This window comes from Pseudomonas sp. FW215-R2, assembly GCF_058789255.1.
The window spans coordinates 484,516-509,487 of sequence record NZ_JBYTBO010000001.1 but is presented as its reverse complement, the minus strand read 5'-3'; the positions used below and the strand labels follow the sequence as shown (position 1 = coordinate 509,487).

Annotated in this window: 22 protein-coding genes; 17 read left to right on the top strand and 5 right to left on the bottom strand. The window is 60.7% G+C overall.

Annotated elements, in window-relative coordinates; translation table 11 throughout:
- The first annotated feature begins 13 nt into the window (after positions 1-13).
- The 13 genes from AC3WRD_RS02245 (at position 14) to AC3WRD_RS02185 (ending at position 12,756) form a co-directional block, all read left to right on the top strand.
- Positions 14-2,374 (top strand): TonB-dependent receptor, encoded by a 2,361-nt coding sequence (locus AC3WRD_RS02245; protein WP_102620575.1) that lies wholly within the window; start codon positions 14-16, stop codon positions 2,372-2,374.
- 23 nt (positions 2,375-2,397) lie between these two features.
- The gene (locus tag AC3WRD_RS02240) at positions 2,398-3,741 is read left to right on the top strand and encodes an aryl-sulfate sulfotransferase (RefSeq protein WP_102620576.1); all 1,344 of its coding nucleotides are present in this window, start codon (positions 2,398-2,400) and stop codon (positions 3,739-3,741) included.
- Positions 3,742-3,930: 189 nt separating this feature from the next.
- Entirely contained in the window at positions 3,931-4,257 is a 327-nt protein-coding gene (locus AC3WRD_RS02235; RefSeq protein WP_007952780.1) for a hypothetical protein, read from the top strand.
- Positions 4,258-4,636: 379 nt separating this feature from the next.
- On the top strand, positions 4,637-5,449 hold the full coding sequence (locus AC3WRD_RS02230; protein ID WP_102620577.1) for an energy transducer TonB: 813 nt from the start codon (positions 4,637-4,639) through the stop codon (positions 5,447-5,449).
- Positions 5,450-5,494: 45 nt separating this feature from the next.
- Positions 5,495-6,220, top strand: coding sequence for a MotA/TolQ/ExbB proton channel family protein (locus tag AC3WRD_RS02225; protein ID WP_011331927.1), 726 nt, complete (start codon positions 5,495-5,497; stop codon positions 6,218-6,220).
- A gap of 1 nt (position 6,221) precedes the next feature.
- Positions 6,222-6,623 (top strand): ExbD/TolR family protein, encoded by a 402-nt coding sequence (locus tag AC3WRD_RS02220; RefSeq protein WP_003220570.1) that lies wholly within the window; start codon positions 6,222-6,224, stop codon positions 6,621-6,623.
- Positions 6,624-6,792: 169 nt separating this feature from the next.
- Positions 6,793-7,374 carry an alpha/beta hydrolase gene (locus AC3WRD_RS02215; RefSeq protein ID WP_085712674.1) on the top strand — a complete coding sequence of 194 codons (582 nt, stop codon included), beginning with the start codon at positions 6,793-6,795 and terminating at the stop codon, positions 7,372-7,374.
- Positions 7,375-7,430: 56 nt separating this feature from the next.
- Entirely contained in the window at positions 7,431-8,363 is a 933-nt protein-coding gene (locus AC3WRD_RS02210) for a sigma 54-interacting transcriptional regulator (protein ID WP_102620578.1), read from the top strand.
- A 164-nt stretch (positions 8,364-8,527) separates the two neighbouring features.
- Positions 8,528-9,325, top strand: a complete 798-nt coding sequence (locus AC3WRD_RS02205) for a MetQ/NlpA family ABC transporter substrate-binding protein (RefSeq protein ID WP_096821875.1) — start codon at positions 8,528-8,530, stop codon at positions 9,323-9,325.
- A 471-nt stretch (positions 9,326-9,796) separates the two neighbouring features.
- Positions 9,797-10,462 carry an amino acid ABC transporter permease gene (locus tag AC3WRD_RS02200; RefSeq protein ID WP_096821876.1) on the top strand — a complete coding sequence of 222 codons (666 nt, stop codon included), beginning with the start codon at positions 9,797-9,799 and terminating at the stop codon, positions 10,460-10,462.
- Positions 10,443-11,102, top strand: coding sequence for an amino acid ABC transporter permease (locus tag AC3WRD_RS02195; protein WP_096821877.1), 660 nt, complete (start codon positions 10,443-10,445; stop codon positions 11,100-11,102). The genes AC3WRD_RS02200 and AC3WRD_RS02195 overlap by 20 nt, the downstream gene beginning before the upstream one ends.
- Entirely contained in the window at positions 11,099-11,881 is a 783-nt protein-coding gene (locus tag AC3WRD_RS02190; protein ID WP_102620580.1) for an amino acid ABC transporter ATP-binding protein, read from the top strand. The genes AC3WRD_RS02195 and AC3WRD_RS02190 overlap by 4 nt, the downstream gene beginning before the upstream one ends.
- Positions 11,878-12,756 (top strand): transporter substrate-binding domain-containing protein, encoded by an 879-nt coding sequence (locus AC3WRD_RS02185; protein WP_096821879.1) that lies wholly within the window; start codon positions 11,878-11,880, stop codon positions 12,754-12,756. Before AC3WRD_RS02190 ends, AC3WRD_RS02185 begins: the two co-directional genes overlap by 4 nt.
- 46 nt (positions 12,757-12,802) lie before the next feature.
- On the opposite strand, the gene AC3WRD_RS02180 is transcribed toward AC3WRD_RS02185, so the two are convergent.
- Positions 12,803-13,999, bottom strand: coding sequence for an AAA family ATPase (locus tag AC3WRD_RS02180; protein ID WP_096821880.1), 1,197 nt, complete (start codon positions 13,997-13,999; stop codon positions 12,803-12,805).
- A gap of 144 nt (positions 14,000-14,143) precedes the next feature.
- Here AC3WRD_RS02180 and AC3WRD_RS02175 point away from each other — a divergent pair, with 144 nt between their 5' ends.
- From AC3WRD_RS02175 to AC3WRD_RS02160, 4 genes are all read left to right on the top strand, one after another.
- Complete coding sequence (locus AC3WRD_RS02175; protein WP_102620581.1) at positions 14,144-15,247, top strand: efflux RND transporter periplasmic adaptor subunit; 1,104 nt, start codon at positions 14,144-14,146, stop codon at positions 15,245-15,247.
- Positions 15,244-16,308 (top strand): efflux RND transporter periplasmic adaptor subunit, encoded by a 1,065-nt coding sequence (locus AC3WRD_RS02170; protein WP_096821882.1) that lies wholly within the window; start codon positions 15,244-15,246, stop codon positions 16,306-16,308. The genes AC3WRD_RS02175 and AC3WRD_RS02170 overlap by 4 nt, the downstream gene beginning before the upstream one ends.
- Positions 16,305-19,370 (top strand): efflux RND transporter permease subunit, encoded by a 3,066-nt coding sequence (locus AC3WRD_RS02165; protein WP_102620582.1) that lies wholly within the window; start codon positions 16,305-16,307, stop codon positions 19,368-19,370. Before AC3WRD_RS02170 ends, AC3WRD_RS02165 begins: the two co-directional genes overlap by 4 nt.
- Positions 19,371-19,460: 90 nt before the next feature.
- Entirely contained in the window at positions 19,461-21,713 is a 2,253-nt protein-coding gene (locus tag AC3WRD_RS02160) for a glycoside hydrolase (protein WP_102620583.1), read from the top strand.
- Positions 21,714-21,716: 3 nt separating this feature from the next.
- Here the strand turns inward: AC3WRD_RS02160 and AC3WRD_RS02155 are convergent, their stop codons facing one another.
- The 4 genes from AC3WRD_RS02155 to AC3WRD_RS02140 are packed head-to-tail and all read right to left on the bottom strand — an operon-like array spanning position 21,717 to position 24,959.
- Positions 21,717-22,343 (bottom strand): class I SAM-dependent methyltransferase, encoded by a 627-nt coding sequence (locus tag AC3WRD_RS02155; protein WP_102620584.1) that lies wholly within the window; start codon positions 22,341-22,343, stop codon positions 21,717-21,719.
- A 48-nt stretch (positions 22,344-22,391) separates the two neighbouring features.
- Complete coding sequence (locus tag AC3WRD_RS02150) at positions 22,392-23,036, bottom strand: methionine ABC transporter permease (RefSeq protein WP_096821885.1); 645 nt, start codon at positions 23,034-23,036, stop codon at positions 22,392-22,394.
- Positions 23,026-24,147 carry a methionine ABC transporter ATP-binding protein gene (locus tag AC3WRD_RS02145; protein WP_102620585.1) on the bottom strand — a complete coding sequence of 374 codons (1,122 nt, stop codon included), beginning with the start codon at positions 24,145-24,147 and terminating at the stop codon, positions 23,026-23,028. Before AC3WRD_RS02145 ends, AC3WRD_RS02150 begins: the two co-directional genes overlap by 11 nt.
- 2 nt (positions 24,148-24,149) lie before the next feature.
- On the bottom strand, positions 24,150-24,959 hold the full coding sequence (locus AC3WRD_RS02140) for a MetQ/NlpA family ABC transporter substrate-binding protein (protein WP_102620586.1): 810 nt from the start codon (positions 24,957-24,959) through the stop codon (positions 24,150-24,152).
- Positions 24,960-24,972 lie beyond the last annotated feature (13 nt).

Sequence of the window (24,972 nt, the reverse complement as noted above, 5' to 3'; positions counted from 1 at the left end):
CAGGAGCAGCCCCATGAGTCCGTTGAACCTCGCTTCACCGCCGCCGCCACGACGGCTCAAACGCTTGCCTCTGGCCCTGTTGCTGGCGGGGAGTGCCAGCTGGAATCAGGGTTACGCCGATGAAGCTCAAAACCCTGTACCGACCCCGGCAGGCAAAAACGCCACCGCCACTTCGCAACTGGAGACCGTGACGGTCACCACTCGCCGTCGCGAAGAAAGTTCGCAGGATGTACCGACGCCGATGAGCGTGGTCAGCGGCCAGACTCTGGAGACGCAACGGGTCTATCGGATTCAGGATCTGCAGCAACTGGTGCCCAGCGTCAACGTCGCCTACATGCATGCGCGCCAGTCCAGCGTGTCGATCCGGGGCCTGGGCAACAACCCGGCCAGCGACGGTCTGGAAGGCAGCGTCGGCCTGTACATCGACAACGTTTATCTGGGCCGTCCGGGGATGGCGGTGTTCGACCTGATGGACATCGAACAGCTCGAAGTCCTGCGCGGGCCGCAAGGTACTTTATTCGGCAAAAACACCACCGCCGGGGTGATCAACATCAGCACCCGCGCGCCGAGTTTCACCCCGGAGCGCAGCATCGAAACCTCGGTCGGCGAGGACGGTTATTTCCAGACCAAGGGCACGCTTTCCGGACCGCTCAACGATCAATTGGCCGGGCGCATTTCCGCTTATCGCACCCGCAGCGACGGCGACATCAAAAACGAATTCAACGGTCATGACCTGAACGGCGGTTCCCGCGACGGCTTCCGTGCGCAGTTGCTGTTCAAGCCCAACGAAGATTTCAATCTGCGCTGGATCGGTGACTACAACGAAGAGGACTCCAGCGCCGGCACCCGCGTGCTGTACAACACCGGGCCGACCATCAACGGCGTCAACCTCTATCAGTCGCGGGCCAACGCCGCCGGCGCAACGCTGGTCAACGGCTCGCACCGCAAGGTCAATCTGGACAACGACCAGCACGTCACGGTGCATCAGGGCGGCACATCGGTGGAGGCTAACTGGACGTTGCCGAGCGATTTCACCCTGACGTCGATCAGCTCCTATCGCTTCTGGAATTTCACCCCGGCCAACGACGATGGCCTCAATGTCGCGGCGACCTACAACGCCGGGGTTTCCGTCGAGGACAAACAGTACTCGCAGGAATTTCGCCTCGCATCGCCCAAGGGTGAGTTCTTTGATTACGTGCTAGGCGCGTACTACTTCGGTTCGGATCTGGACAACAAATCCTTCGCCTATTACGGCCCGCAGGCCGACATCTGGAACGGCACGCCACGGGGCGCATTGGCCAACGTCGGCAGCGTCGGCAACGGTCACATCAAGACTGACAGTTTCGCCCTGTTCGCCCAAGGCACCTGGCACCTCACCGAGCGCCTGGATTTCACCGCCGGGGTGCGCGGCACCTATGAAGAGAAGAATGCCTGGGTCACTCGCGATGCACCGGTCGGTGGCGCCGCTGTCACCGGTGCAGCGGCCACTGCACGACGCGGACGTACCGGCGCTTACGACTCTGGCGATCTGAACCAGTACAGCTCCAGCCCATCCGGATTGCTCAACCTCAGCTATCGCATTACCGATGATCTGCTCGGCTACGCCACGCTGTCCCACGGCGAAAAATCCGGCGGGGTCAACCTCGTGGTCGGTTCCGCTCCGACCGCTGGCGCCGACTCGCTGCTGATCGGCACGGAGCGCGCCAACAACGCCGAGCTCGGCTTCAAGAGCACCCTGTGGGACCGCCGCCTGCAGCTCAACGCCAACCTGTTCTGGACTCAGGTCAACGCCTATCAGACCAACGCCTACGATGACGTCAACCGCGTGCAATACCTGACCAATGCCGGTTCTGTGCGCTCGCGTGGTGTGGAATTCGAAAGCACCGTGATCCCGCTGCGTGGCCTGACCCTGAACTTCAACGGCTCGTTCAACGACGTCAGTTACCTCTCGTACAAAGACGCGCCGTGCCCGCCGGAAGTCAGCCTGGCACCGGGGGCTCCGGCCTCTTGCGACCTCAGCGGTCATCAGGTCGTCGGTGCCTCGAAATGGATCGGCAACGCCAACGGCAAATACGAATGGAATCTGGCCAACGGGCTGCAACCTTACGTCACCGGCAGCTACGCATTCCGCTCCAAAGCGGTGGGCACCGTCGAGGATTCCGACTACGGCCAGATCCCGAGTTACGCGGTGGTCAATCTCTCCACCGGCCTGCGCGGTGATTTCAATCAGGGTCAGTGGGACGTCTCGCTGTGGCTGAAAAACGCCTTCGACAAAACCTACTACACGACCCTGTGGACCGGCGGCAACGGCGGTTATGAAGGCCTGCTCGGCACGCCGCGCACCCTCGGCGTCACCGGTCGCTACGACTTCTGATCGATCCTTCAAGGAGCTGCATCATGTTGCGCATCAAAACCGTTTTACCGGTGTTGTTGTCCGGCGCAGTGCTCAGTGCCGGAGCGCTCGCCGCGCCCAGCGTCTATCCCACAGGCGTCACCCGATACGACCCGGCCAAGGCCTTCAACCAATATGTGATCTTCAGCGGTGCCGACAAGCAGACGCACCTGATCGACATGAACGGCAACGAAGTGAAGAGCTGGTCTCAGGCCGGCTTCCCGTCAGCGATCATCGACCCGAAACTGGTCGGTGGTGAGCGCGGTCACGTCCTGCTGCAACTGAGCGACAAGGATCCGGGCAAGCTCGGTTCCGCCGGTAACGGCCTGGGTAATCAGAGTGTCGGCGAGCTGGACTGGAGTGGCAAAGTCGTCTGGCAGTGGGGCGACAAGGCACCCGGTGGCGCGGCGCAACAGCATCACGACCAGCGTCGCCTGAGCAACGGCAACACCGTGGTGCTGGCGAACAAGGTGCACAAGGTCAAAGGCTTCAAAGTGCCCGAGGTGATCGACGATGCGATCTATGAAGTCAGCCCCGCAGGCGAGGTGAAATGGCAGTGGCTGGCGTCGGATCACTTGAACGAATTCGGTTTCACTGCCGAGCAATTGAAGCTGGTGCGTGCCAGTGAAAATCCGGATTACCTGCACATCAACAACCTCAGCCTGGTCGGGCCGAACAAATGGTTTGATGCAGGCGACAAGCGCTTCAATCCGGACAATCTGCTGCTCGACTCACGCAACGCCAATTTCATCGCAATCATCGACAAACACAGCGGCAAAGTGGTCTGGCGCCTGGGGCCGAACCTGCCGCTGGCCAACCCGAAAACCGCGCAGAAAATACCGCGCCCGGTAGACCAGTTCGTCGGCCAGCATGACGCACACATCATCCCGGCCGGGCTGCCTGGCGCTGGCAATCTGCTGGTGTTCGACAACCAGGGTTCGGCGGGTTATCCGAACGTCACGCTGGGGCTGATTTCCGGCTCGCGGGTGCTGGAAATCGACCCGGTGAAAAACGAAATCGTCTGGCAGTACAGCGCCGCCAATTCGAAGCAGCCGGGGTGGGCGTTCTACAGCTCGTTCATCAGCAGCGCGCGGCGTTTGCCCAACGGCAACACGTTGATCGACGAGGGCATGAACGGGCGGTTTTTCCAGGTAACGGCCAGCGGTGAAAACGTCTGGGAATACGTCAGCCCTTATCTGGGCAAGGCGCCAGGCAGCGATGCGATCAGCAACTGGGTGTATCGAGCACTGCCTGTGAGTTATGACTGGGTACCGGCCGGAACGCCGCGTTCGGAGACGGCAGTGATTGCGCCGGTAGTCGGTGTGCAACAGACCAACGCCAGCCGTTAGTTTAAATGCTATTAACACTCTTCAGATTCGAAATAAGTTATGAGCGACATGAATAGTGCATATAGCAATATCGTTGAAAAGTCGCGTGGACAATAAGTAAATGTCCAACCATCCTGAGTGTCGTGAGTTTCCAGGAGGAAACTTGCTCTCATCGGAAGACACTTATCCAACGATAAAGGAAATCTCGTTATGTCGAGCATTAATGGCAACTATGTAAACGCTAACGCTGGCGCCAAACTGACGATTACCGATGGCAACGACTCCAACGGCACCTTCAGCGGCAAATTCAGCCAGAACGGCGTGAACTACGACATCGCGTACGGTCACTACCACTTCCAGAACAGCACCGGGCAGCCTACGATCATTACTTTCGCGGCTCTGAATGACGGCACTGGCTATCAGTCCTGGACCCTGTTCTCGCCGGATCACAACTACTCGAAAGTTCGTGCGGTGGGTTCACGCACCAACTTTGACGGTGATGTAGTCGGTCTGGCCGGGGAGTTTGTGAAGCAATAAGAAATTCTGTAAGTCGAAGGCCGATGCATTAAACATGCATCGGCCTTTTTATTTGCCTCTTGAAAAGTTCGTCAACTATCACCTTGGTATTAGTTGTCACTGAATGCCGGGGCGTCGATAACCCGATGCCTTGGATGAATACTTTTTATGCCGGGAAAGCATGTCGATTCTGGCGAATCGCTGGAAGCCTTGCGGGCCGTGGCTTTGGCGGAAATGACCGTTTTTTATATTCCATAAACATCTATCCATAACATGAAAGATTACTTTCGGAGATAAGCCTCTAGCCCAATGATTAACCCATCGATCACGCCGTGGGGGATTCAACAAGCGGCGCATCGGCTACGCGAAAAAACGCAAAGAGACCGCAGGGAGTAAATCAATGGGCAATGTCCAGACCGCCGCCAGTGCACAGGAGGTGCTGTGGCGCCAGGCGCCGAGCGGCGAGTTGGTCGATCTCGGCCGGCCCCATCGCGTGCCGTTGGGGCAACTGCGTTTGCAGCGCGCGCCCAAGGGCATTCTGAGCCGCCGCGAAATGATTCTGCTCGGCGTTCTGGCGCTGGTGGTGCATGGCGCGGTGATCTACTGGATCAATCAGCACCCGACGCCGGCGCTGCCGATCGTGCCGCCGGAAATTCCACCGATGACCATCGAGTTTTCGCGCCCGGCACCACCGGCACCACCTGTGGTTGTACCGCCGCCACCGGCACCTGTGGTCGAGCCACCGCCACCGGTGGAAGACGAACTGGCAACCAAGCCACCACCAAAACCGAAGCCGATTCCCAAGCCGAAACCGGTCGCCAAACCCGTACCGAAACCGGCCCCCAAAGCCGTCGAGCAACCCCCGGCTCCGCCACAACCGGCGGCCCCGGTCGCCGCACCAGCGCCACCTGCACCACCGGCGCCTGCTCCGGTGACCCCGGCCTCGGCCAACGCCGCGTACCTGAAGAACCCGGCGCCGGAATACCCGTCGCTGGCCCAGCGTCGCGGTTGGGAAGGCACAGTGTTGCTCCGGGTACACGTACTGGCCAGCGGCAAGCCCGGCGAGATCCAGATTCAGAAAAGCAGTGGCCGGCAACAGCTCGACGACGCGGCGCTGGACGCCGTGAAGCGCTGGAGCTTCGTGCCGGCCAAGCAGGGTGATGTCGCCCAGGACGGCTGGGTCAGCGTGCCCATCGATTTCAAGATTCATTAAACCGAAACCAATTTCGCGCTAAACGTTTACACGAGGGAACACATCATGACGTTACTGGCATCTCCACTGGAATCCATCGAAAGCGCGGTGATCTGGCTGCTGGTGGTCTTCTCTGTCGCCACCTGGGGCCTGGCATTGCTCAAGGCTGTGCAGTTCGGCCGGTTGAAGGCGCAGGATCGCAAATTTCACAAGCGCTTCTGGGCGGCGTCGAGTCTGGACTCCGCCGCCGAGTTGAGCGAAACCCAGCCCGGCGCAGCAGCGCGGGTGGCACAGGCCGGTTATGCGGCGATTCAAGTGGGCGAGGCGCCGCAGGCCAATGACCTGAGCCAGGCGATCAACCATCAGGATCGCCTCGAACGTGCCTTGCGTCAGCAGATCGTCCGCGAGCGTCGTTCGTTGGAAACCGGTCTGGCGGTGGTTGCGAGTATTGGCAGTACCTCGCCGTTCATTGGTCTGTTCGGCACGGTGTGGGGAATCATGGAAGCGTTGAAAGGCATCAGCGCGGCAGGCTCGGCGAGTCTGGAAACGGTGGCCGGTCCCATCGGTGCAGCGCTGGTCGCCACCGGGGTGGGGATCGCGGTCGCGGTGCCGGCGGTGCTGGTTTACAACTACTTTTTGCGTCGTCTGAAACTGACGGCGGCGGACCTGGACGACTTTGCCCACGACTTCTACAGCCTGGCGCAAAAGAGTTCGTTCCGCGTGCTGATCCACCCGACCGCGCACAAGGCTGCGGCCCAGGGCAACGCAACAAAAGTGAAGGAGGCGTCCTGATATGGCCTTCTCCACGCAAGACAGCGACGAGGTGCTGAGCGAGATCAACGTGACGCCGCTGGTGGATGTGATGCTGGTGCTGCTGGTGGTGTTCATCGTCACCGCGCCGCTGCTGACCAACGCGATACCGATCAACCTGCCGAAGACCGAAGCGGTGGCGCCGGTCGAGCAGAAAGACCCGTTGGTGGTGAGCATCGACGGCGCGGGAAAACTGTTTATCAACAAGGACGAAATCCAGCCGGACCTGCTGGAGTTCAACCTCAAGTCGGCCAAGGCCAAGGACCCGGAAGTGCGCGTGCAATTGCAGGCTGACGACGGGGTGAATTACGGCGAAGTGGCGCGAGCCATGGCTTCGATTGAGCGGGCAGGCATCACCAAACTGTCGGTGATCACTGCACGATAAGGGTTTCACGTTTTTCCGGGGCCGTCTCCTTGGCAGGGTGCGGCCCCTTTTTTTGCCCGAGGATTTATATTCTTTTCAGGTCTTAATAAATAGCTTCTTATTCCTTAACGAATATAAATCCCGTCCCTATACTCCTTCAGGAACAGACACGACGCAGGAGAGCTCCCCCATGCGCAACGAATCAATCCGCTATCTGATTGTGCCGGGCTGGCAAGGATCGCCAGAAGATCATTGGCAAAGCCACTGGCAGAACAGCCTGCCGAACAGCGCGCGGGTGGAGCAGGCCGACTGGCTGACGCCGCGTCGTGAAGACTGGGTCGCGGCGCTGGCCGAGGCGATTGCCGCCGACAGCACGCCGGTGATCCTGATCGCCCACAGCCTGGGTTGCATCACCGTGGCGCACTGGGCGGCCACCGCGCCGTTGCAGCATTTGCGTCAGGTGCGCGGTGCGCTGCTGGTCGCGCCTGCGGATGTAGAACGTCCGGCCTGCGTGCCGGCGCTGCGCAATTTCGCACCGATTCCAACCGACCTGCTGCCTTTCCCGAGCCAGGTCGTCAGCTCCGACAACGACGCCGCCGTCAGTGCGCCGCGTGCCTTGGAGCTGGCACGCAACTGGGGTGCCGAGGCGGGAATTCTCGCGGGTGCCGGCCATATCAACGTGAAGTCCGGGCATCAACGCTGGGAGCAGGGATTCGCTTATCTGTATCGCCTGCAAAACCGCATGGAACACCACGCCCGGCGTCGTGCCTGACCATTTTTATTTTTTCAGCGCCCCCGTCTCCCGGCGATTTGGGGCGGGAGTCTGCCATGAGTTTCGAAACCTTCGGTCAGCCGTTGCTGACCTTTCCCGATGCGGAAAAAAGTCCCCTGAGCATTCGCGCGAAGGCGCTGGTGTTCGTCGATCCACGCTCGCGCCAACTGCGCGAGGAAATGGCCCAACTCGCACCGCGCTCGATTTCGGTGTTGATTCGCGGCGAGACCGGCACCGGCAAGGAATTGCTCGCCCGCCATATCCACCGCGCCAGTGATCGCAGCGGATTATTTGTTTCGGTCAACTGCGGAGCGATCAGCCCGACGTATGCCGATGCCGAGTTGTTCGGCTATGCCGCCGGCAGTTACAGCGGCTCGGCCAGCAGTCGCGCTGGCTGGTTCGGTTCGGCCAACGGCGGCACGTTGTACCTGGATGAAATCGGCGACCTGCCGTTGCCGATCCAGATCAAGTTGCTCGCCGCGCTGGAAAACCACGAAGTCACCCGCGTCGGTGCCCATCAACCGAGCCCGGTGGATGTGCGCCTGGTGGCGGCGACCAGCATCGATCTGGCCCAGGCGGTGGCGGCGGGGAAATTCCACGAGCGGCTCTATCACTATCTCAGCGAGGGGCATCTGGAACTGCCGGCGTTGCGCGCGCGGGTCGGCGACATTCTGTCGTTGGCCGAGTACTTCCTCGGCATCTACAGCCAGCGCCTGGATCTGCCGGTGCCGCTGATCAGCGAAGCGGCGCAGGAGGTGCTGGAGCAACACAGTTGGCCGGGCAACACCCGGGAGCTGGAAAACGTCATTCATTTTGCGTTGCTGGTGAGCACTGGCGAGGAAATTCTGCCAGAGCACCTGAACCTGCCCGAGGTGTCTGGGACGCTGGTTCAGATTGAACGTCAGGTGGCGAGCATCACTGCCAAAGGGACAGCCGAGGAACGTAAGGCATTGAAAAAATTACTGTTGAGCCTGGGCGAGGCGTTGTAACCATTTTGTTCAACATGAACAAAATGGAATATGAAGCTGAATAAACGTTATTGTCCGGGAATAAAAAATCCCGGTATTGTCCGCTTCACGCCAGCAGTAGCACATCGCTGGCACACGTATTAATGCCGTCGTCGATGACGACCGATTTTCGATAAGGACACTGCATGAAAAAGGTTCTGTTGTTTACCGCATTGGCGGCTGCTCTGACGGCTTCCCTGGCGCAGGCCGGCGAGAAACTGGTTGTCGCCGCGACCCCGGTTCCGCACGCCGAGATCCTCGAACTGATCAAACCGACCCTCGCCAAAGAAGGCGTGGATCTGGAAATCAAAGTCTTCACCGACTACGTTCAGCCGAACGTACAGGTTGGCGAGAAGCGTCTGGACGCCAACTACTTCCAGACCCTGCCGTACCTGAACAGCTTCAACCAGGGCAAATACAAGGACGACAAAGCCAAGTACCTGGTGACCGTGCAAGGTGTGCACGTTGAACCGTTTGGCGGCTACTCGAGCAAGTACAAGACCCTGGCCGAGCTGCCGGACGGCGCCACCATCGCCATTCCGAACGAAGGCAGCAACAGCGGTCGTGCACTGATCCTGCTGCAGAAGGCTGGCCTGATCGAACTGAAAGATCCGAAGAACGCCCTGGCGACGCCAAAAGACATCGCCAAGAACCCGCACAACTTCAAGTTCAAGGAACTGGAGTCGGCCCTGCTGCCGCGTGTTCTGAAAGAAGTCGACCTGGACATGATCAACACCAACTACGCGCTGGAAGCCAAGTTGAACCCGACCAAGGATGCTCTGGTGATCGAGGGTGCCGATTCGCCTTACGTGAACTTCCTGGTGGCCCGTGAGGACAACAAGAACAGCGACGCGATCCAGAAGCTGGCCAAGGCCCTGACCAGCCCGGAAGTCAAAGCGTTCATCGAGAAGAAGTACAACGGCGCGGTACTGCCGGCGTTCTGATCTGACGCAGCAACACAACCCCTTCAGGTATGAAAACGCCGATGGCCAGTGATGGTCATCGGCGTTTTTGTGTGTGCGGGTGAGGGGTTTTTAAGCTCACGCTATCCCGGTCTTCAACGCCCGGCGCAACGCCACCAACAATTTCACAATCTCATGCGGATCCAGTCGCTGCGGCACTTTTACGTCCATGTTCTCTTCCTTGTTATGGGGTTCGGCCGAGGGAGTCTGGCCAAAAGCTGTTCGTCCTTGGAGGGCTTTGATGAAAAAAAGATCCGTCCTACAGCGCTGGGGACAATAGCCTTCCTCCTCCTTCCCGGCAAACCCGTCGATTAGTTTTTTGTGTGATATCAATATGCTTTATCGGTATTTAAATTCTTCTTTTTATACCTTTAAAGTCGGTGCCTGCCGGACAGCTATCCGCTGCCCATGGACTGCACCACCGTCGCTTACCGAGCGGCGTCAGGATGTTTCATGAACTTCGATTACGCATTTATCCTCAGCACCCTGCCGGCGTTTCTCAAAGCCGTGGGCGTGACGCTGCAGGTCGGTTTGATCGCCATCGGCACCTCGCTGCTGGTGGCGTTGCTCAATGCGACGATTCTGGTGTTCCGCACGCCTTACCTGCAAAAGCTGGTCGGGCTGTATGTGGAGCTGGCGCGCAACACGCCACTGCTGATCCAGTTGTTCTTCGTCTACTTCGCCTTGCCGGCACTGGGGATCAAGGTTTCCGGTTTCACTGCCGCAATCATCACCATGACTTTTCTCGGCGGCGCCTACCTCACCGAAGTGCTGCGCGCCGGCGTCGATGCGGTGCCTCAGGCGCAACTGGAGTCCGGTCGTTCCATCGGCTTGTCCCACGGTCAGTTGCTGCGCTACGTGATCCTGCCGCAAGCGGGGATCCTCAGCCTGCCGTCGCTGTTCGCCAATTTCATTTTCCTGCTCAAGGAGACCACCGTGGTCTCGGCCGTGGCGGTGCCGGAGATTCTCTACACCACCAAGAGCTACATCGCGCTCTACTACAAAACCTACGAAATGCTCGCCGTGCTGACGCTGATCTGCGTGCTGTTGTTCCTGCCGCTGTCGCTGCTGTTGAGCCGTCTGGAAAGGAGGCTCCAGCATGGCCAGTTCGGGTCTTGAACTGCTCTGGGTGTCGTTGCCGCAATTGGCAAAAGGCGCCGGGCAAACCCTGTCGATCTCGTTCCTCAGCATCGCCATCAGTACCGTCGGCGGCGTGCTCTACGGTGTGCTGCGCACGCTCAACGTGACGTGGCTGAACGCGGTGCTGCGAATTTATCTGGAGCTGTTCCGGGCGATTCCGGTGCTGGTCTGGTTGTACCTGCTGTTTTTTGGCTTGCCGATTTTCTTTGGCCTGAGCCTGCCGAGTTTCTGGTGCGCGGTGCTGGTGCTGTCGCTGTGGGGCGCCAGCGAGGTCGGCGAAGTGGCGCGCGGTGCGCTGCATTCGTTGCCGCGCGGGCAGCGTGAAGCGGGGCTGTCGATCGGTCTGAACGCGGCGCAGCTCTATGGCTACGTGCTGTTGCCCCAAGCGCTGAAACGCATGACGCCACCGACCATCAACGTCTACACGCGGATCATCAAGACCAGTTCGCTGGCGGTGCTGATCGGCGTGGTGGATGTGATCAAGGTTGGCCAGCAGATCATCGAGCGCACCTACGAATCGGTGCTGATCTACGGCGCGCTGTTCCTGTTTTTCTTTTTCATCTGCTACCCGCTGTCGGCCGCCTCGCGCGTGCTGGAGCGGCGCTGGACGCAAGCATGAGCGCATTGATCGAGTTTCAGGGTTTCAACAAATTCTTCGGCGAACAGCAGGTGCTCAAGGGCATCGACCTGCAAGTGAAATCCGGTGAAGTCATCGTCATCCTTGGCCCTAGCGGTTGCGGAAAAAGCACACTGCTGCGTTGCCTGAACGGCCTGGAAACCGCCCACAGCGGTCACTTGAAATTCACCGGCCGGGAACTGCTGGACAAGGCCACCGACTGGCGTGAAATCCGCCAGCAGATCGGCATGGTGTTCCAGAGTTATCACCTGTTCCCGCACATGAGCGTGCTCGATAACTTGCTGCTCGGTCCGCTCAAGGTGCAGAAACGCGAACGCCGCGAAGCACGGCAGCAAGCCGAAGCATTGCTCGAACGCGTGGGCCTGGCGGACAAGCGCGATGCCTTCCCGCGCCAGCTCTCCGGCGGCCAGCAGCAACGCATCGCCATCGTCCGGTCGTTGTGCATGAACCCACGGGTCATGCTCTTCGATGAAGTCACCGCTGCCCTCGACCCGGAGATGGTCAAGGAAGTGCTGGAAGTGATTCAGGGCCTGGCCCGCGAAGGCATGACCCTGTTGATCGTCACCCATGAAATGGCCTTCGCCCGCGCAGTGGCCGATCGCATCGTGTTCATGGATGCCGGGCGCATCCTTGAACAGAACCCGCCCGAGCTTTTCTTTACGAACCCGCAAACCGCACGCGCGCAGCAGTTCCTGGAGAAGTTCTCCTACGTTGAAGCACTGCCCACAACGACTCAAACCAAGGAACTGGAACTGCCATGAAAACTGCCAAAGCTCTATTCGCATTACCGCTGATCAGCCTCGCGCTGCTGGCCGGCTGCAACAAGACCGAAGAACCGGCCAAGCCGAAAGTCGCCAGCGAAAGCACTGCGCCGGCCGGTTATCTGGACAAGATCAAGGCCCGCGACAAACTGATCGTCGGCGTATTCACCGACAAGCCGCCGTTCGGTTTCGTCAATGAAGCCGGTCGCTATGTCGGCTTCGATACCGACATCGGCCGTCAATTCGCCAAGGATCTGCTGGGCGATGAAAACAAGGTCGAGTTCGTGGCCGTGGAGCCAGCCAGCCGCATTCCGTTCCTGCAAAGCGACAAGGTCGACCTGATCCTAGCCAACATGACCGTGACCCCGGAGCGCAAGGAAGCGGTGGAATTCACCAACCCGAACCTGAAAGTCGCGGTACAGGCGCTGGTGGCTCAGGGCAGCGAAGTGAAGAAACTGGATGACCTGGCGACCCGCACCACCATCGTTACCACCGGCACCACCGCCGATATCTGGCTGACCAAGAATCACCCGGACTGGAAACTGCTGAAGTTCGAGAAAAACTCCGAGTCCCTGCAAGCCCTGGCCAACGGCCGTGGCGATGCTTACGCGCAGGACAATCTGGTGCTGTTCAGTTGGGCCAAGCAAAACCCGGGCTACCGCGTGCTGGATGAAAAACTCGGTGCCGAAGCCCCGATTGCACCGGCGGTGAAGAAGGGCAACATCGAATTGCGCGATTGGGTGAACACCGAGCTGGCCAAGCTGGGTGAAGAGAAATACCTGCTCAAGCTGTATGACCAATATGTGCGTAAAGAGCTGAGTGATGACACCAAGCCTGAGAGCGTGATTGTTGAGGGTGGGAAGTGGCAGGGCTAAGCCGATGATCGTTCCCACGCATGCGTGGGAACGATCGATCAACAAGCTAATCCGGCCAGTTCCACGCCGGCTCATCCAGCACCCTCTGCCCGACGATCCCGGTCTGGCCGAGGGTTTTTTCCAGCACGATGCAATTGCATTCCTCATCTTCCTGCAACGCCGAAATCAATCGCCGTGCGTGTGAAACCACCCACACCTGACACTCTTGCGATGCGCGAATGATCAACCGCGCCAGCGCCGGCAACAGATCCGGATGCAGACTGGTTTCCGGTTCGTTCAGCACCATCAGCGACGGCGGACGTGGCGTCAGCAGTGCGGCGACCAGCAGCAGATAACGCAGCGTGCCGTCCGACAACTCTGCCGCCGACAGCGGTCGCAACAACCCTTCCTGAAAAAACTCGATGGCAAAGCGTCCGCCCGCCAGCGGCGCGATGTTCAACCGTGCGCCGGGAAACGCATCGCTGATCGCGGCCTGCAGCGCCTCGGGGTCGCCGATTTCGCGGATGGTCTGCAAGGCTGCCGCCAGATCCCGGCCGTCGTGATGCAGCACCGGCGTGCGCGTGCCCAGTTGTGGCTGGCGCACCGGGGCGTCGGCGTCGCTGCGAAAGTGATCATAGAAGCGCCAGCGGCGGATGAACTCGCGCATCTGGAACACTTCCGGCGAGGTGCGCAGGCTGCCGACCTGATCGAACAGGCTGTCGAATGTCGGCGTGTGCTGGGCCATGACATCCCAGGTGCGACCATCACGGGTGCGAATCATTGGCCCGTCGCGGTCCACCAGCAAGCTGGCAGGTCGATAGAGCGGCCCGGCCCAGATGCATTCCCGCTTGATTTGCGGATCAAGGCTGAAGCGCGAAGGGGTCGGTACACGGTCTCCAGGCAGCATGAAATGCCCGTTGGAGTCGGGGAGCCCGAGGCTGATCGAATAACTGAAATCTTCTCCGGCAAACCCCAGCCGCAGACGTTTCACGCCCTGGCGGACCGTCGATTGAATCGGCACTTCGCCATTGCGCATGCGCCGGCTGATGGTTTCCGGCCCGGCCCAGAACGTCGAGTCCAGCCCGCCCTCACGGGCCAGCGCATTGACCACGCCGCCCTGAGCGGTTTCCGCCAGCAGCCGCAATGCCCGGTAAAGATTGGACTTGCCGCTGCCGTTGGGGCCGGTGATCAGGTTCAGCCGACCCAGCGGGATTACCAATTTGTTGATCGAGCGGTAATTGGCCACCGCGAGGGTCTTGAGCATGAAAATCCTTCTTGGGTGCCCCGAATTCCGGGTCAGGATACCTGCTGCACATAAATGCATATATCGCCCGGACGAAGGTTGAACCCTGTTCTAAGCTCACAGTCGTACCGTCACTTGCACGTTCGTACACAGGAAGGAGTCTGCATGGCGAGTCCCGGATTGAAAACAGCGGTGATGCTGAGCCTGCTCGCTTTGCTCGCGGCTTGCAGCGAAAAGAAGCCGCCTCAGGAATACCTGCCACGGGTCTTTGTACAAGAGGTCAAACCCGCGGACTTCGCGGCGTCCGTGACCCTCACCGGTGACGTTCAGGCGCGGGTACAGACCGAATTGTCGTTCCGGGTCGGCGGCAAGATCATCCAGCGCATGGTCGATGTCGGTGACCGCGTTTCGGCCAAACAAGTGCTGGCCAAACTCGATCCCAAGGACTTGCAGACCAACGTCGACTCCGCCCAGGCCCAGGTGCTGGCCGAGCAGGCGCGGGTCAAACAGAGCGCCGCCGCATTCGTCCGGCAGCAGAAACTGTTGCCCAAGGGTTACACCAGCCAGAGCGAATACGATTCCGCACAAGCCGCATTGCGCAGCAGCCAGAGTGCCTTGAGCGCGGCCCAGGCTCAGTTGGCCAATGCCAGGGATCAACTGAGTTACACCGCGCTGATCGCCGATGCACCCGGCATCATCACCGAGCGTCAGGCCGAAGTCGGCCAGGTGGTTCAGGCCACCGCGCCGATTTTCAGCCTGGCCCGGGACGGCGACCGCGACGCGGTGTTCAACGTTTACGAATCGCTGCTGGCCGAGCGCCCGGCGGAGCGTTCGATTGTCGTCAGCCTGCTCGACAACCCGCAAATCAAGACCACTGGCACTGTTCGTGAAATCACCCCGGCGGTGTCGGCGCAGTCCGGCACGGTGCAGGTCAAAGTTACCCTCGACAGTCTGCCGCAGGGCATGCAGCTCGGTTCGGTGGTCAGCGCCACCGCCAAGGGCAGCGGCAAATCGGCGGTGGAATTGCCATGGTCGGCCCTGACCAAAAACATCAGCGAACCTGCGGTGTGGATGGTGGACGACAAGGGTGAGGCGCAACTGCACAACGTCACCGTCGGCCGCTACCTGACCGGGCACGTGATTATCAGCGCCGGCCTCACGGGCGGCGAGAAAGTGATCATTGCCGGCGGCCAACTGCTGCATCCCGGGATGAAAGTCGAGATCGCCGAGAACACCTACAAGGATCTGCAATCGGGAGCGCAGCCATGAAGCCTTTGTGGGTGATGTCGATCGGGCTGCTGCTGGGTGCCTGTTCCAAGAACGAGCCACCGCCGGAACCGGTGCGCCCGGTGCTGTCGATCAAGGTCGAAGCGCTGAGCGAGGAAAACCTCGGGCGTTTTGCCGGCAGCATTCAGGCGCGCTACGAGAGCAACACCGGTTTTCGCGTCGGCGGGCGCATCGCCAGCCGCAACGTCGATGTCGGCGCCGAGGTGCAGAAGGGCACCTTGCTCGCCACCCTCGATCCGTCCGACCAGCAGAACCAGTTGCGTTCGGCCCAGGGCGATCTGGCGAAAGTCGAAGCACAACTGATCAACGCCCAGGCCAACGCTCGGCGGCAGCAGGCGCTGTTTGATCGCGGCGTCGGCGCCCAGGCGCAACTGGACATCGCCACCACTGATCTGAAGACCACCCAGGCGTCCCTCGATCAGGCGCGGGCGGCGGTCAACCAGAGCAAGGATCAGCTCGGCTACACCGAGCTGCGCTCCGACCATAAAGCCGTGGTCACCGCATGGAACGCCGAAGCCGGTCAGGTGGTGACGGCCGGCCAGCAAGTGGTGACGCTGGCGCAACCGGATATCAAGGAAGCGGTGATCGATCTGCCGGACACGCTGGTCGACCAGATTCCCAGCGACGTGGTGTTTCTGGTGGCCGGGCAACTCGATCCGAGCATCAACACCACGGCCGTCATCCGTGAAATCGAGCCTCAGGCACAAAGCGCCACCCGTACCCGCCGCGCGCGTTTGACGCTGGCTTCAACGCCGCCCGGATTCCGCCTCGGTACGGCGATCAGCGTGACCCTCAGTTCGGCGATCAAGCCGCGAATCGAATTGCCCGCGACAGCCTTGCAGGAGGCCGACGGCAAAACCCGGATCTGGGTGATCGACCCGCAAAACAAAACCGTTGCCCCGCGTGACGTCAGCGTGACCAGCCGCACCGACAGCACCGTGGTGCTGGCCGGTGGGGTCAAGTCCGGCGAGCGTGTGGTCAGCGCTGGCGTCAACAGCCTCAAACCCGGACAAGCCGTGAAACTCGACGAGGACAGTCAATGAAAGGGTCTTTCAATCTCTCCGAATGGGCCCTCAAGCATCAGTCGTTCGTCTGGTACCTGATGTTCGTCGGGCTGCTGATGGGGGTGTTCTCGTACATCAATCTGGGGCGCGAGGAAGACCCGTCGTTCACCATCAAGACCATGGTGATCCAGACCAAGTGGCCGGGTGCGACCCAGGAAGAAACGCTCAAGCAGGTCACGGACCGCATCGAGAAAAAACTCGAGGAACTCGATTCCCTCGACTACGTGAAAAGCTACACGCGCCCCGGCGAGTCGACGGTCTACGTCTATCTGCGCGACACCACCAGCGCCAAGGACATTCCGGAAATCTGGTACCAGGTGCGCAAGAAGATCAACGACATTCGCGGCCAGTTTCCCCAGGGCATTCAGGGGCCGGGATTCAACGACGAGTTCGGTGATGTCTTCGGTTCGGTCTATGCGTTCACGGCCGACGGCCTGACGATGCGTCAGTTGCGCGACTATGTGGAGCAGGCCCGCGCCGAGATCCGCGGTGTGCCGGGGCTGGGCAAGATCGAAATGATCGGCCAGCAGGACGAAGTGCTGTACCTGAACTTCTCGACCCGCAAACTGGCGGCGCTGGGCATCGACCAGCGTCAGGTGGTGCAGAGCCTGCAATCGCAGAACGCCGTGACCCCGGCAGGTGTGATCGAGGCCGGACCGGAACGCATTTCGGTGCGCACCTCCGGGCAGTTCGCCTCGGAAAAGGATCTGGCCGAGGTCAATCTCAAGCTCAATGACCGCTTCTATCGTCTGGCCGACATCGCCGAGATCAGTCGCGGTTATGTCGACCCGGCAACGCCGGAGTTCCGCTTCGACGGCAAGCCGGCCATTGGCCTGGCCATTGCGATGCAGAAGGGTGGCAACGTTCAGGCATTCGGTAAGGCCCTGCACGCGCGCATCGATGAACTCACCGCCGACCTGCCGGTGGGGGTTGGCGTGCACACGGTTTCCGATCAGGCCGTGGTGGTGGAAGAGGCGGTCGGTGGCTTCACCAGTGCGCTGTTCGAAGCGGTGGTCATCGTGCTGGTGGTGAGTTTCATCAGCCTCGGCGTGCGTGCCGGGCTGGTGGTGGCGTGCTCGATCCCGTTGGTGCTGGCGATGGTGTTTGTGTACATGGAGTACAGCGGCATCACCATGCAGCGGATTTCTCTGGGGGCATTGATCATCGCCCTCGGGTTGCTGGTGGACGATGCGATGATCACCGTGGAGATGATGGTGACGCGTCTGGAGATGGGCGAGAGCAAGGAGCAGGCGGCGACGTTCGCCTACACCTCCACAGCGTTTCCGATGCTCACCGGTACGCTGGTGACAGTGGCCGGTTTCGTGCCGATTGGTCTCAACGCCAGCTCCGCCGGTGAGTACACCTACACGCTGTTCGCGGTGATCGCGGTGGCAATGATCGTGTCGTGGGTGGTGGCGGTGTTCTTCGCACCGGTGATCGGCGTGCACATCCTCAGCACCAACGTAAAACCCCATGAAGCCGAACCCGGACGCATCGGGCGGGCGTTCAATGGCGGTCTGCTGTGGTGCATGCGCAATCGCTGGTGGGCGATCGGCATCACGGTGTTGTGCTTCGTACTGGCAGTGTTCTGCATGCGCTTTGTGCAGAACCAGTTCTTCCCGTCGTCCGATCGTCCGGAAATTCTGGTCGATCTGAACCTGCCGCAAAACGCCTCGATCGATGAAACCCGCAAGGCCGTCGACAAGCTCGAAGCCTCGCTCAAGGGCGACCCGGACATCGTGCGCTGGAGCACTTACATCGGCCAGGGCGCAATCCGTTTCTACCTGCCGCTGGATCAGCAACTGCAGAACCCGTACTACGCGCAACTGGTGATCGTCAGCAAAGACTTCAAGGCCCGCGAAGCCTTGAGCCAGCGCCTGCGTGATCGTCTGCGCAAGGATTTCGTCGGCATCGGCAGTTACGTGCAAGCCCTGGAAATGGGCCCGCCGGTGGGCCGTCCGATCCAGTACCGGGTCAGCGGCAAGGACGTCGATCAGGTGCGCAAGCACGCCATCGACCTGGCCACCGAACTGGACAAGAGCCCGCACATCGGCGAGATCATTTACGACTGGAACGAACCCGGCAAAGTCCTGCGCATCGACATCGCTCAGGACAAGGCGCGTCAGCTCGGCCTGTCATCGGAAGATGTGGCCAACCTGATGAACAGCATTGTCAGTGGCTCGCCGCTGACCCAGGTCGACGACGATATCTACCTGATCAACGTGGTCGGTCGCGCGGTGGATTCCGAACGCGGTACACCGGAAACCCTGCAAAACCTGCAGATCGTCACGCCCAACGGCACGTCGATTCCGCTGCTGGCCTTCGCCACGGTGCGATATGAACTGGAGCAGCCGCTGGTGTGGCGTCGCGACCGTTTGCCGACCATCACCATCAAGGCCTCGGTGCGCGATGAAATCCAGCCGACCGATCTGGTGAAAGTCCTCAAGCCCACCATCGATGCCTTCGCGGCCAAACTGCCGGTGGGCTACAAAGTCGCCACTGGCGGTACGGTCGAGGAGAGCGGCAAGGCTCAGGGGCCGATTGCCAAGGTCTTGCCGCTGATGCTGTTCCTGATGGCGACCTTCCTGATGATCCAGCTGCACAGCGTGCAGAAGCTGTTCCTGGTGGCCAGTGTCGCGCCGCTCGGGCTGATCGGCGTGGTGCTGGCGCTGGTGCCGACCGGTACGCCGATGGGCTTCGTGGCGATCCTGGGGATTCTGGCGCTGATCGGCATCATCATCCGCAACTCGGTGATCCTCGTGACGCAGATCGAAGAGTACGAGCAAAAAGGCTACGCGCCCTGGGATGCGGTGGTGGAAGCGACCGAGCACCGGCGCCGGCCGATCCTGCTCACCGCGGCGGCGGCGAGCATGGGCATGATCCCGATCGCCCGGGAAGTGTTCTGGGGGCCGATGGCCTACGCGATGATCGGCGGGATCGTGATTGCGACGTTGCTGACGCTGCTGTTTCTGCCGGCGCTGTATGTGGCCTGGTACAAGATTCGCGAGCCGAAGAAGGACGCCTCGTCATCGGCACAGTGAGTGCGCTTGTTACATATTTGCGAAGGGCCTGACTTACAGCGTCGGCGTATTCGGTTAACGTCCCTCCTCCTTTAGGAGAAGGGACGTCTGATGCTTACCGTTACTTGCTGGCTGCGCGCGTTATTGCTGATTGTCGGTTTATGTCTGTCGTCCCTGTCCTGGGCCGACACGTTATTGGAAAACTCGTTGTGGCGCGTGCAACTCGATCCGGCAACGCTGGCTGTCCGTATCACCCCTGCGGGCCGGGAGACGGTGCAGGCGTCGACGGGGATTGCCCCGCACAAGGTCAGTCAATTGATCAGGCGCGACAACCGCATCGACTGGCAATGGGATGACGGAGCCTGGATCCTCAGCGCCACGCTCGATCAACGTGATCTGTCCTTCTCGATCACGGCGCGTGAGCCCGCAGAACTGGAATTTCTCCGTCAACCCGCCAGCGCGATGGGCAAGGGGCTGATCTGGCCTCTGGCCGAGGGGCACTACGTGCCGCGCGGCGATCCGGTGTGGCATTCGTTTCTTTTGAATCAGGGCGAATTCAATACCACTCAGGATCTGAGTTTGCCGCTTTGGGGTGTTGAACATGATGGATTCAGCCTGCATTGGCTGATGACCAATCCCTACAACAATCGACTGCTGTTCAGCGCCGAAGGCAAGACTCTGGCGCTGTCCGCCCGGCATCGCTTCACCTCACTCGATCCGTCGACGCCATTGACGTTCACGCTGTTTCTCGGGGCAACCGACCCGTTGGCCGGCGCCAAGCGCTATCGGCAATGGCTGATCGATAACGATCGTTATGAAACCTTGAGCAGCAAATTCACGAAAACACCTGAGGCGAGGCGACTGCCCGGCGCCAGTCATCTGTACCTGTGGGGCAACGACCTGCTGGGAGCCAAAGATGTGCGCAGTTGGTCCGTGCTGCTCGACACCTTGCGCGGTGGGGGCTCACTGGCCAGTGAGCTGAAAGCAGGAATGGATCGTGAGGCGTTGCAGATCCTCGCCACTGGCGGGGAGTTGAACGGCTATCAGAAAAAAGTGCTTTTGCGCGGTCTCAACCACGCCCTGAATACCCTGGCACGCAAGACCTGGCAGGCTCGGGCCGTGCCGGACATGCAGGCTCTGGTCAACGGTTACGCTGATGTGCGCGCACAAGTGGCAGCCCACCTCGGTGAGGCGCTGACGTCAGAACCCGAGCGCTGGGGCAACACCTTGTCGCTGGATACGATCAAGCAATTACAGAACGCCGGGCTGTCCCGTTTGTGGTTGGGACTGGGTGACGGTTGGGAAGGTGGCCTCTGGCACCCCGAGACGATCAAGGCAGGCGTGGCGGCGGGTTATCTGATCGCGCCGTACGACTCTTATGAGACGGCGCTGAGCCGTAGCGAGAACTCTGATTGGACCACTGCACACCTGGGGGACAAGGCAAATCTTGAGTGCGCAATCGTGAAGAGCGACGGAACGCTGAAAAGCGGCTTCCAGCAATCGGGGCATTACACCGACCCCCGTTGCGTGCGACCGCTGCTTGAGCAGCGGGTCGCGGCCATTCGCGACGCCGCCGGTTTCAACAGCTGGTTTCTCGATGCCTATGCCACCGGCATGCTGTTCGACAGCTACCGTCTCGGGGCAACGATGACCCAGGCACAGAATGCCGAAGGCAACATCGGGGCATCACGCTGGATCAATGAAGTGCTGAAACTGCCCGCAGGTTCCGAGGATGGCAACGCAACGACCGCGCAAGGCGTGTTGTTCGCCCATGGCATGCAGACGCCGGTGATCGGTTGGGGCGATGTCGAAATGAGCAAGAACCCCAAGTCCAGGTACTTTGCAGGCAAGTGGTATCCGCCGGAGCAGCCAGAGGTTTTCTTCAAACCTGTGCCGATCAAGGAGTCGTTGCGGCGTATTCACTTTGATCCGGCCAGCCGTTTGCCGATGTACCAAGCGGTGTTCCATGGCTCGGTGATCACGTCCCACCACTGGCTGTTCGATAGCCTGAAGCTGACCAATGTACGGGCGGACAACGAACTCGCGCAGTTGCTCTACAACGTTGCGCCGCTGTATCACCTCAGTGTCGACACGCTTGCGCAGCGATTGCCGCAGATTGCCCGTCAGGATGCATTCTTCCGGCCTTTGCATGAACGTCTGGCAACCCAGGCGCTCACCGGTTTCGAATGGTTGAGCGCGGACCGGCTGGTTCAGCAGACATCCTTTGAAGACGGCACGCGCTTATTGGCCAACTTTGATGTGCAGACGCATGAGGTGCAGGGGCAGACAGTGCCTGGGCGAAGCATCATGGTGCGCTCGCCGGGGAGTGCGCCAACCTGGTTTCAGGTTGAAGCGAGGCCCTGAGTTTCAGGCCTTGCGCCAGACACTGGCCAACCAAGGCTGCTGCTCACGCGGCAGCCCCGCCGGTCGGTAGTAATGCTCAAGTTCCACGAACCCGGCAGCGGTCAGCAATCCGCGCCAGGCTTCAAGATCGTGGTACGAGCCATAACGCGGCCCGTTCCAGCCTTCACGGTTATCTCCGCGTGGATTGGAGCTGAACAACACCCCACCCGGCTTCAGTGTCCCGTGTAACTGCTGCAGAACCCGTGGCAATTCCTGCAACGGCACATGAAACAGCACCGCGTTGGCGAAGATGCCGTCGAAGCGTTCTGCCGGCAGATCCAGCTTCAGAAAATCCTGGCACCACACCTCGCAGCCGCTGTCTTCCCGGGCCATCTGCGCGAATTTTTCCGCGCCGTCGAGGCCGACGGCGACGTGACCCATGCGCGTGAACGTCTGCAAATCTCGCCCCGGCCCGCAGCCGAAATCGAGGATGGAAAACGGCGCCTCCGCCTGAATTTGCCGCAACAGCGCGTCGATGTTCTGACTGACATCGTGATCGCGGGTGCCTTCACGAAAATCCTCGGCCACCGAGTTGTAGTGGCCGAGGGTGGTGGAGGTGATCTGTTCCAGATCGGTGGGGGTCTGTTTCATGGTCGGGCTGCGCTGGCAATGGATGTTGCCGACTATACGCCATGCAGTTCAGCGCTTGTTCAACCCTCGTGCCAGACGATCGCCGCCCAGCTGAATCACCGCTACCAGCGCCACCAGCAGCACGATTACGGTCAGCATGATCTGGCTGTCGAAGCGCTGATAGCCGTAGCGATAAGCGATGTCACCCAGGCCGCCGGCGCCGATCGCCCCGGCCATGGCCGACGAATTGATCATCGTCACCAGGGTGATGGTGAAACCGCCAACGATCCCCGGTAGCGCTTCAGGCAACAACACGTGCCAGATGATGTGCCAGCGTCGGCACCCCATGGCTTGCGCGGCTTCGATCAAACCGTGGTCGACTTCGCGCAGGCTCACTTCGGCGATTCGCGCAAAAAACGGCGTGGCCGCAATGGTCAGCGGCACAACGGCCGCCCACACACCGTACGTGGTGCCGACGATCAGCCGGGTGAACGGAATCAGTGCCACCATCAGGATCAGGAACGGGATCGAGCGAAACAGATTTACGAACGCGCCCAGCGCGCGATTCAGCACCGGCGCTTCGTAGATCCCGCCCTTGTCGCTGGTGACCAGAATCACTGCCATCGGAATACCCGCCAGCAGCGCGATCAGCGACGAAACGCCGACCATCAGAAACGTATCGATGAAACCCTGCAACAAGCGATCAAACCACATAGCCCAGCACCTCCGTGCGTTGTGCCCATTGGCCGGCGCGCTGACGCAATTCCTCGGCGTTCAGCTTCGAGCCTGCCACCGCCAGCAACAGTTGCCCGAGCGCGTGCCCCTGAATCCGTTCCACGCCGCCCTGCAGTAATTTCACCCGGCCACCGAGCGCGGCGAACAGCGCGGCCAGATCCGGTTCGTCTTGCTGGCTGCCGGTGAACTGCAAACGCAGCACCACGGCCGCATCGGACGACTGTTGCGCCTGCAAACGGCTTTGCAATTCTTCGGGCAAGGCGTGTTGCAGCGGTGCGAGCAAGGTCTGGCTGACTTCGTGCTGCGGGTTGCCGAACACTTCCCAGACCGGGCCTTGCTCGACGATGCGCCCGTGTTCCAGCACGACGACGCGGTCGCAGATTTCGCGGATCACGGCCATCTCGTGAGTGATCAGTACGATGGTCAGGCCCAGGCGTTTGTTGATCTCGCGCAGCAGGCCGAGGATCGACTGAGTGGTTTCCGGATCCAGCGCTGAAGTGGCTTCGTCACACAGCAGAATGTCCGGGTCGTGCACCAGTGCGCGGGCGATGCCGACGCGCTGTTTCTGCCCGCCGGACAGCTGCGCCGGATACGCCTTGTGCTTGGCTTGCAGGCCCACCAGCTCCAGCAGTTCGCGAACCTTTTTCTCCCGTTGCTCCTTCGGGACACCGGCGACTTTCAGCGGCAGTTCGACGTTCTGCCACACCGTTTTTGCCGACATCAGATTGAAGTGCTGGAAGATCATGCCGATCCGCCGACGCAGGGCGACGAGGCGATCCTCGTCGTACTCGCCGATGTCCACCTGATCGATCAGCACTCGGCCCGAGGTCGGTTGTTCGAGGCGGTTGATGGTGCGGATCAGCGACGACTTGCCCGCGCCGCTGCGACCGATGATGCCGAACACCTCACCGCGCTGGATCGCCAGGTCGATGCCTTGCAGGGCTGCGACCGGGCCTTGCTTGCCGTCGTAGGTTTTGCCGAGCCCGACGAAACGCACATGGGCGCGGTTCAGCTCGGGATGCAGCTCGGTGCGCTGTGCCAGCGCGGGTGGCTCTGGAAGATCCAGTCGCCGTTGAATGGCTGCGGTCATCCTCAGCTTTCCCAACCGGCCTGGTACAGCTTGCCGTGGGCCTTATCCAGCGCGGCGCGTACGGCCGGCGAATGCTGGTAGATGTCGACGAACTTGATCAGACGCGGGTCGGTCTTGCTCTTCGGCTGGATCACGAACTGGATCACGTATTCCTTGTGGTCGAGGCCGTCGAACAGTAGCGCAGAGCCTGCATCGAAGGTCTTCGCCAGACGGATGTAGGCCGGGTAGCCCTGGACCAGATCGGCGTCATCGTAGGCGCGTACCAGTTGCACGGCTTCGACTTGCAGGATCTTGATCCTCTTCGGGTTGGCGACGATGTCGTCTTCGGTGGCCTTGTAGCCGACGCCCGCTTTCAAGGTGATCAGACCGGCCTTGGCCAGCAGTTGCAGGCCGCGACCGCTGTTGATCGGGTCGTTGGCGATGGCGACGCTGGCGCCCTCCGGCAGCTCAGCGAAGCTTTTGTATTTCTTCGAGTACAGGCCGACGTTGTTGATGATCCCCGGGGCGAACGGCACCAGGTCGAAACCGGAGGCCGCCTTGGCGTTTTCCAGGAACGGGATGTGCTGGAAGTAGTTCACGTCGATGTCGCCGGCGGCGAGGCTGACGTTCGGAGCGATCCAGTCGGTGAACTCCACGAGCTCGACTTTCAGGCCTTGTTTGGAGGCTTCTTCGACAGCGGCTTCCAGCGGAATCGCGAACGCGGCGGTGGTGCCGATTTTCAATGGGGCATCGGCGGCGAAAACCGCCGAGCTGAACAGGCCGAAGGCCAGGGCCAGTGCTTTGACTGGGTGGGACAGGATCTTCTTGGTCATGATGTTTTTCCAG

What these genes read in the sequence shown, in the direction of transcription:
- AC3WRD_RS02245 (WP_102620575.1), top strand. Translation starts at nt 14, where the DNA reads ATGAGTCCGTTGAACCTCGCTTCACCGCCGCCGCCACGACGGCTCAAA.
- AC3WRD_RS02240 (WP_102620576.1), top strand. Translation starts at nt 2,398, where the DNA reads ATGTTGCGCATCAAAACCGTTTTACCGGTGTTGTTGTCCGGCGCAGTG.
- AC3WRD_RS02235 (WP_007952780.1), top strand. Translation starts at nt 3,931, where the DNA reads ATGTCGAGCATTAATGGCAACTATGTAAACGCTAACGCTGGCGCCAAA.
- AC3WRD_RS02230 (WP_102620577.1), top strand. Translation starts at nt 4,637, where the DNA reads ATGGGCAATGTCCAGACCGCCGCCAGTGCACAGGAGGTGCTGTGGCGC.
- AC3WRD_RS02225 (WP_011331927.1), top strand. Translation starts at nt 5,495, where the DNA reads ATGACGTTACTGGCATCTCCACTGGAATCCATCGAAAGCGCGGTGATC.
- AC3WRD_RS02220 (WP_003220570.1), top strand. Translation starts at nt 6,222, where the DNA reads ATGGCCTTCTCCACGCAAGACAGCGACGAGGTGCTGAGCGAGATCAAC.
- AC3WRD_RS02215 (WP_085712674.1), top strand. Translation starts at nt 6,793, where the DNA reads ATGCGCAACGAATCAATCCGCTATCTGATTGTGCCGGGCTGGCAAGGA.
- AC3WRD_RS02210 (WP_102620578.1), top strand. Translation starts at nt 7,431, where the DNA reads ATGAGTTTCGAAACCTTCGGTCAGCCGTTGCTGACCTTTCCCGATGCG.
- AC3WRD_RS02205 (WP_096821875.1), top strand. Translation starts at nt 8,528, where the DNA reads ATGAAAAAGGTTCTGTTGTTTACCGCATTGGCGGCTGCTCTGACGGCT.
- AC3WRD_RS02200 (WP_096821876.1), top strand. Translation starts at nt 9,797, where the DNA reads ATGAACTTCGATTACGCATTTATCCTCAGCACCCTGCCGGCGTTTCTC.
- AC3WRD_RS02195 (WP_096821877.1), top strand. Translation starts at nt 10,443, where the DNA reads ATGGCCAGTTCGGGTCTTGAACTGCTCTGGGTGTCGTTGCCGCAATTG.
- AC3WRD_RS02190 (WP_102620580.1), top strand. Translation starts at nt 11,099, where the DNA reads ATGAGCGCATTGATCGAGTTTCAGGGTTTCAACAAATTCTTCGGCGAA.
- AC3WRD_RS02185 (WP_096821879.1), top strand. Translation starts at nt 11,878, where the DNA reads ATGAAAACTGCCAAAGCTCTATTCGCATTACCGCTGATCAGCCTCGCG.
- AC3WRD_RS02180 (WP_096821880.1), bottom strand. Translation starts at nt 13,999, where the DNA reads ATGCTCAAGACCCTCGCGGTGGCCAATTACCGCTCGATCAACAAATTG.
- AC3WRD_RS02175 (WP_102620581.1), top strand. Translation starts at nt 14,144, where the DNA reads ATGGCGAGTCCCGGATTGAAAACAGCGGTGATGCTGAGCCTGCTCGCT.
- AC3WRD_RS02170 (WP_096821882.1), top strand. Translation starts at nt 15,244, where the DNA reads ATGAAGCCTTTGTGGGTGATGTCGATCGGGCTGCTGCTGGGTGCCTGT.
- AC3WRD_RS02165 (WP_102620582.1), top strand. Translation starts at nt 16,305, where the DNA reads ATGAAAGGGTCTTTCAATCTCTCCGAATGGGCCCTCAAGCATCAGTCG.
- AC3WRD_RS02160 (WP_102620583.1), top strand. Translation starts at nt 19,461, where the DNA reads ATGCTTACCGTTACTTGCTGGCTGCGCGCGTTATTGCTGATTGTCGGT.
- AC3WRD_RS02155 (WP_102620584.1), bottom strand. Translation starts at nt 22,343, where the DNA reads ATGAAACAGACCCCCACCGATCTGGAACAGATCACCTCCACCACCCTC.
- AC3WRD_RS02150 (WP_096821885.1), bottom strand. Translation starts at nt 23,036, where the DNA reads ATGTGGTTTGATCGCTTGTTGCAGGGTTTCATCGATACGTTTCTGATG.
- AC3WRD_RS02145 (WP_102620585.1), bottom strand. Translation starts at nt 24,147, where the DNA reads ATGACCGCAGCCATTCAACGGCGACTGGATCTTCCAGAGCCACCCGCG.
- AC3WRD_RS02140 (WP_102620586.1), bottom strand. Translation starts at nt 24,959, where the DNA reads ATGACCAAGAAGATCCTGTCCCACCCAGTCAAAGCACTGGCCCTGGCC.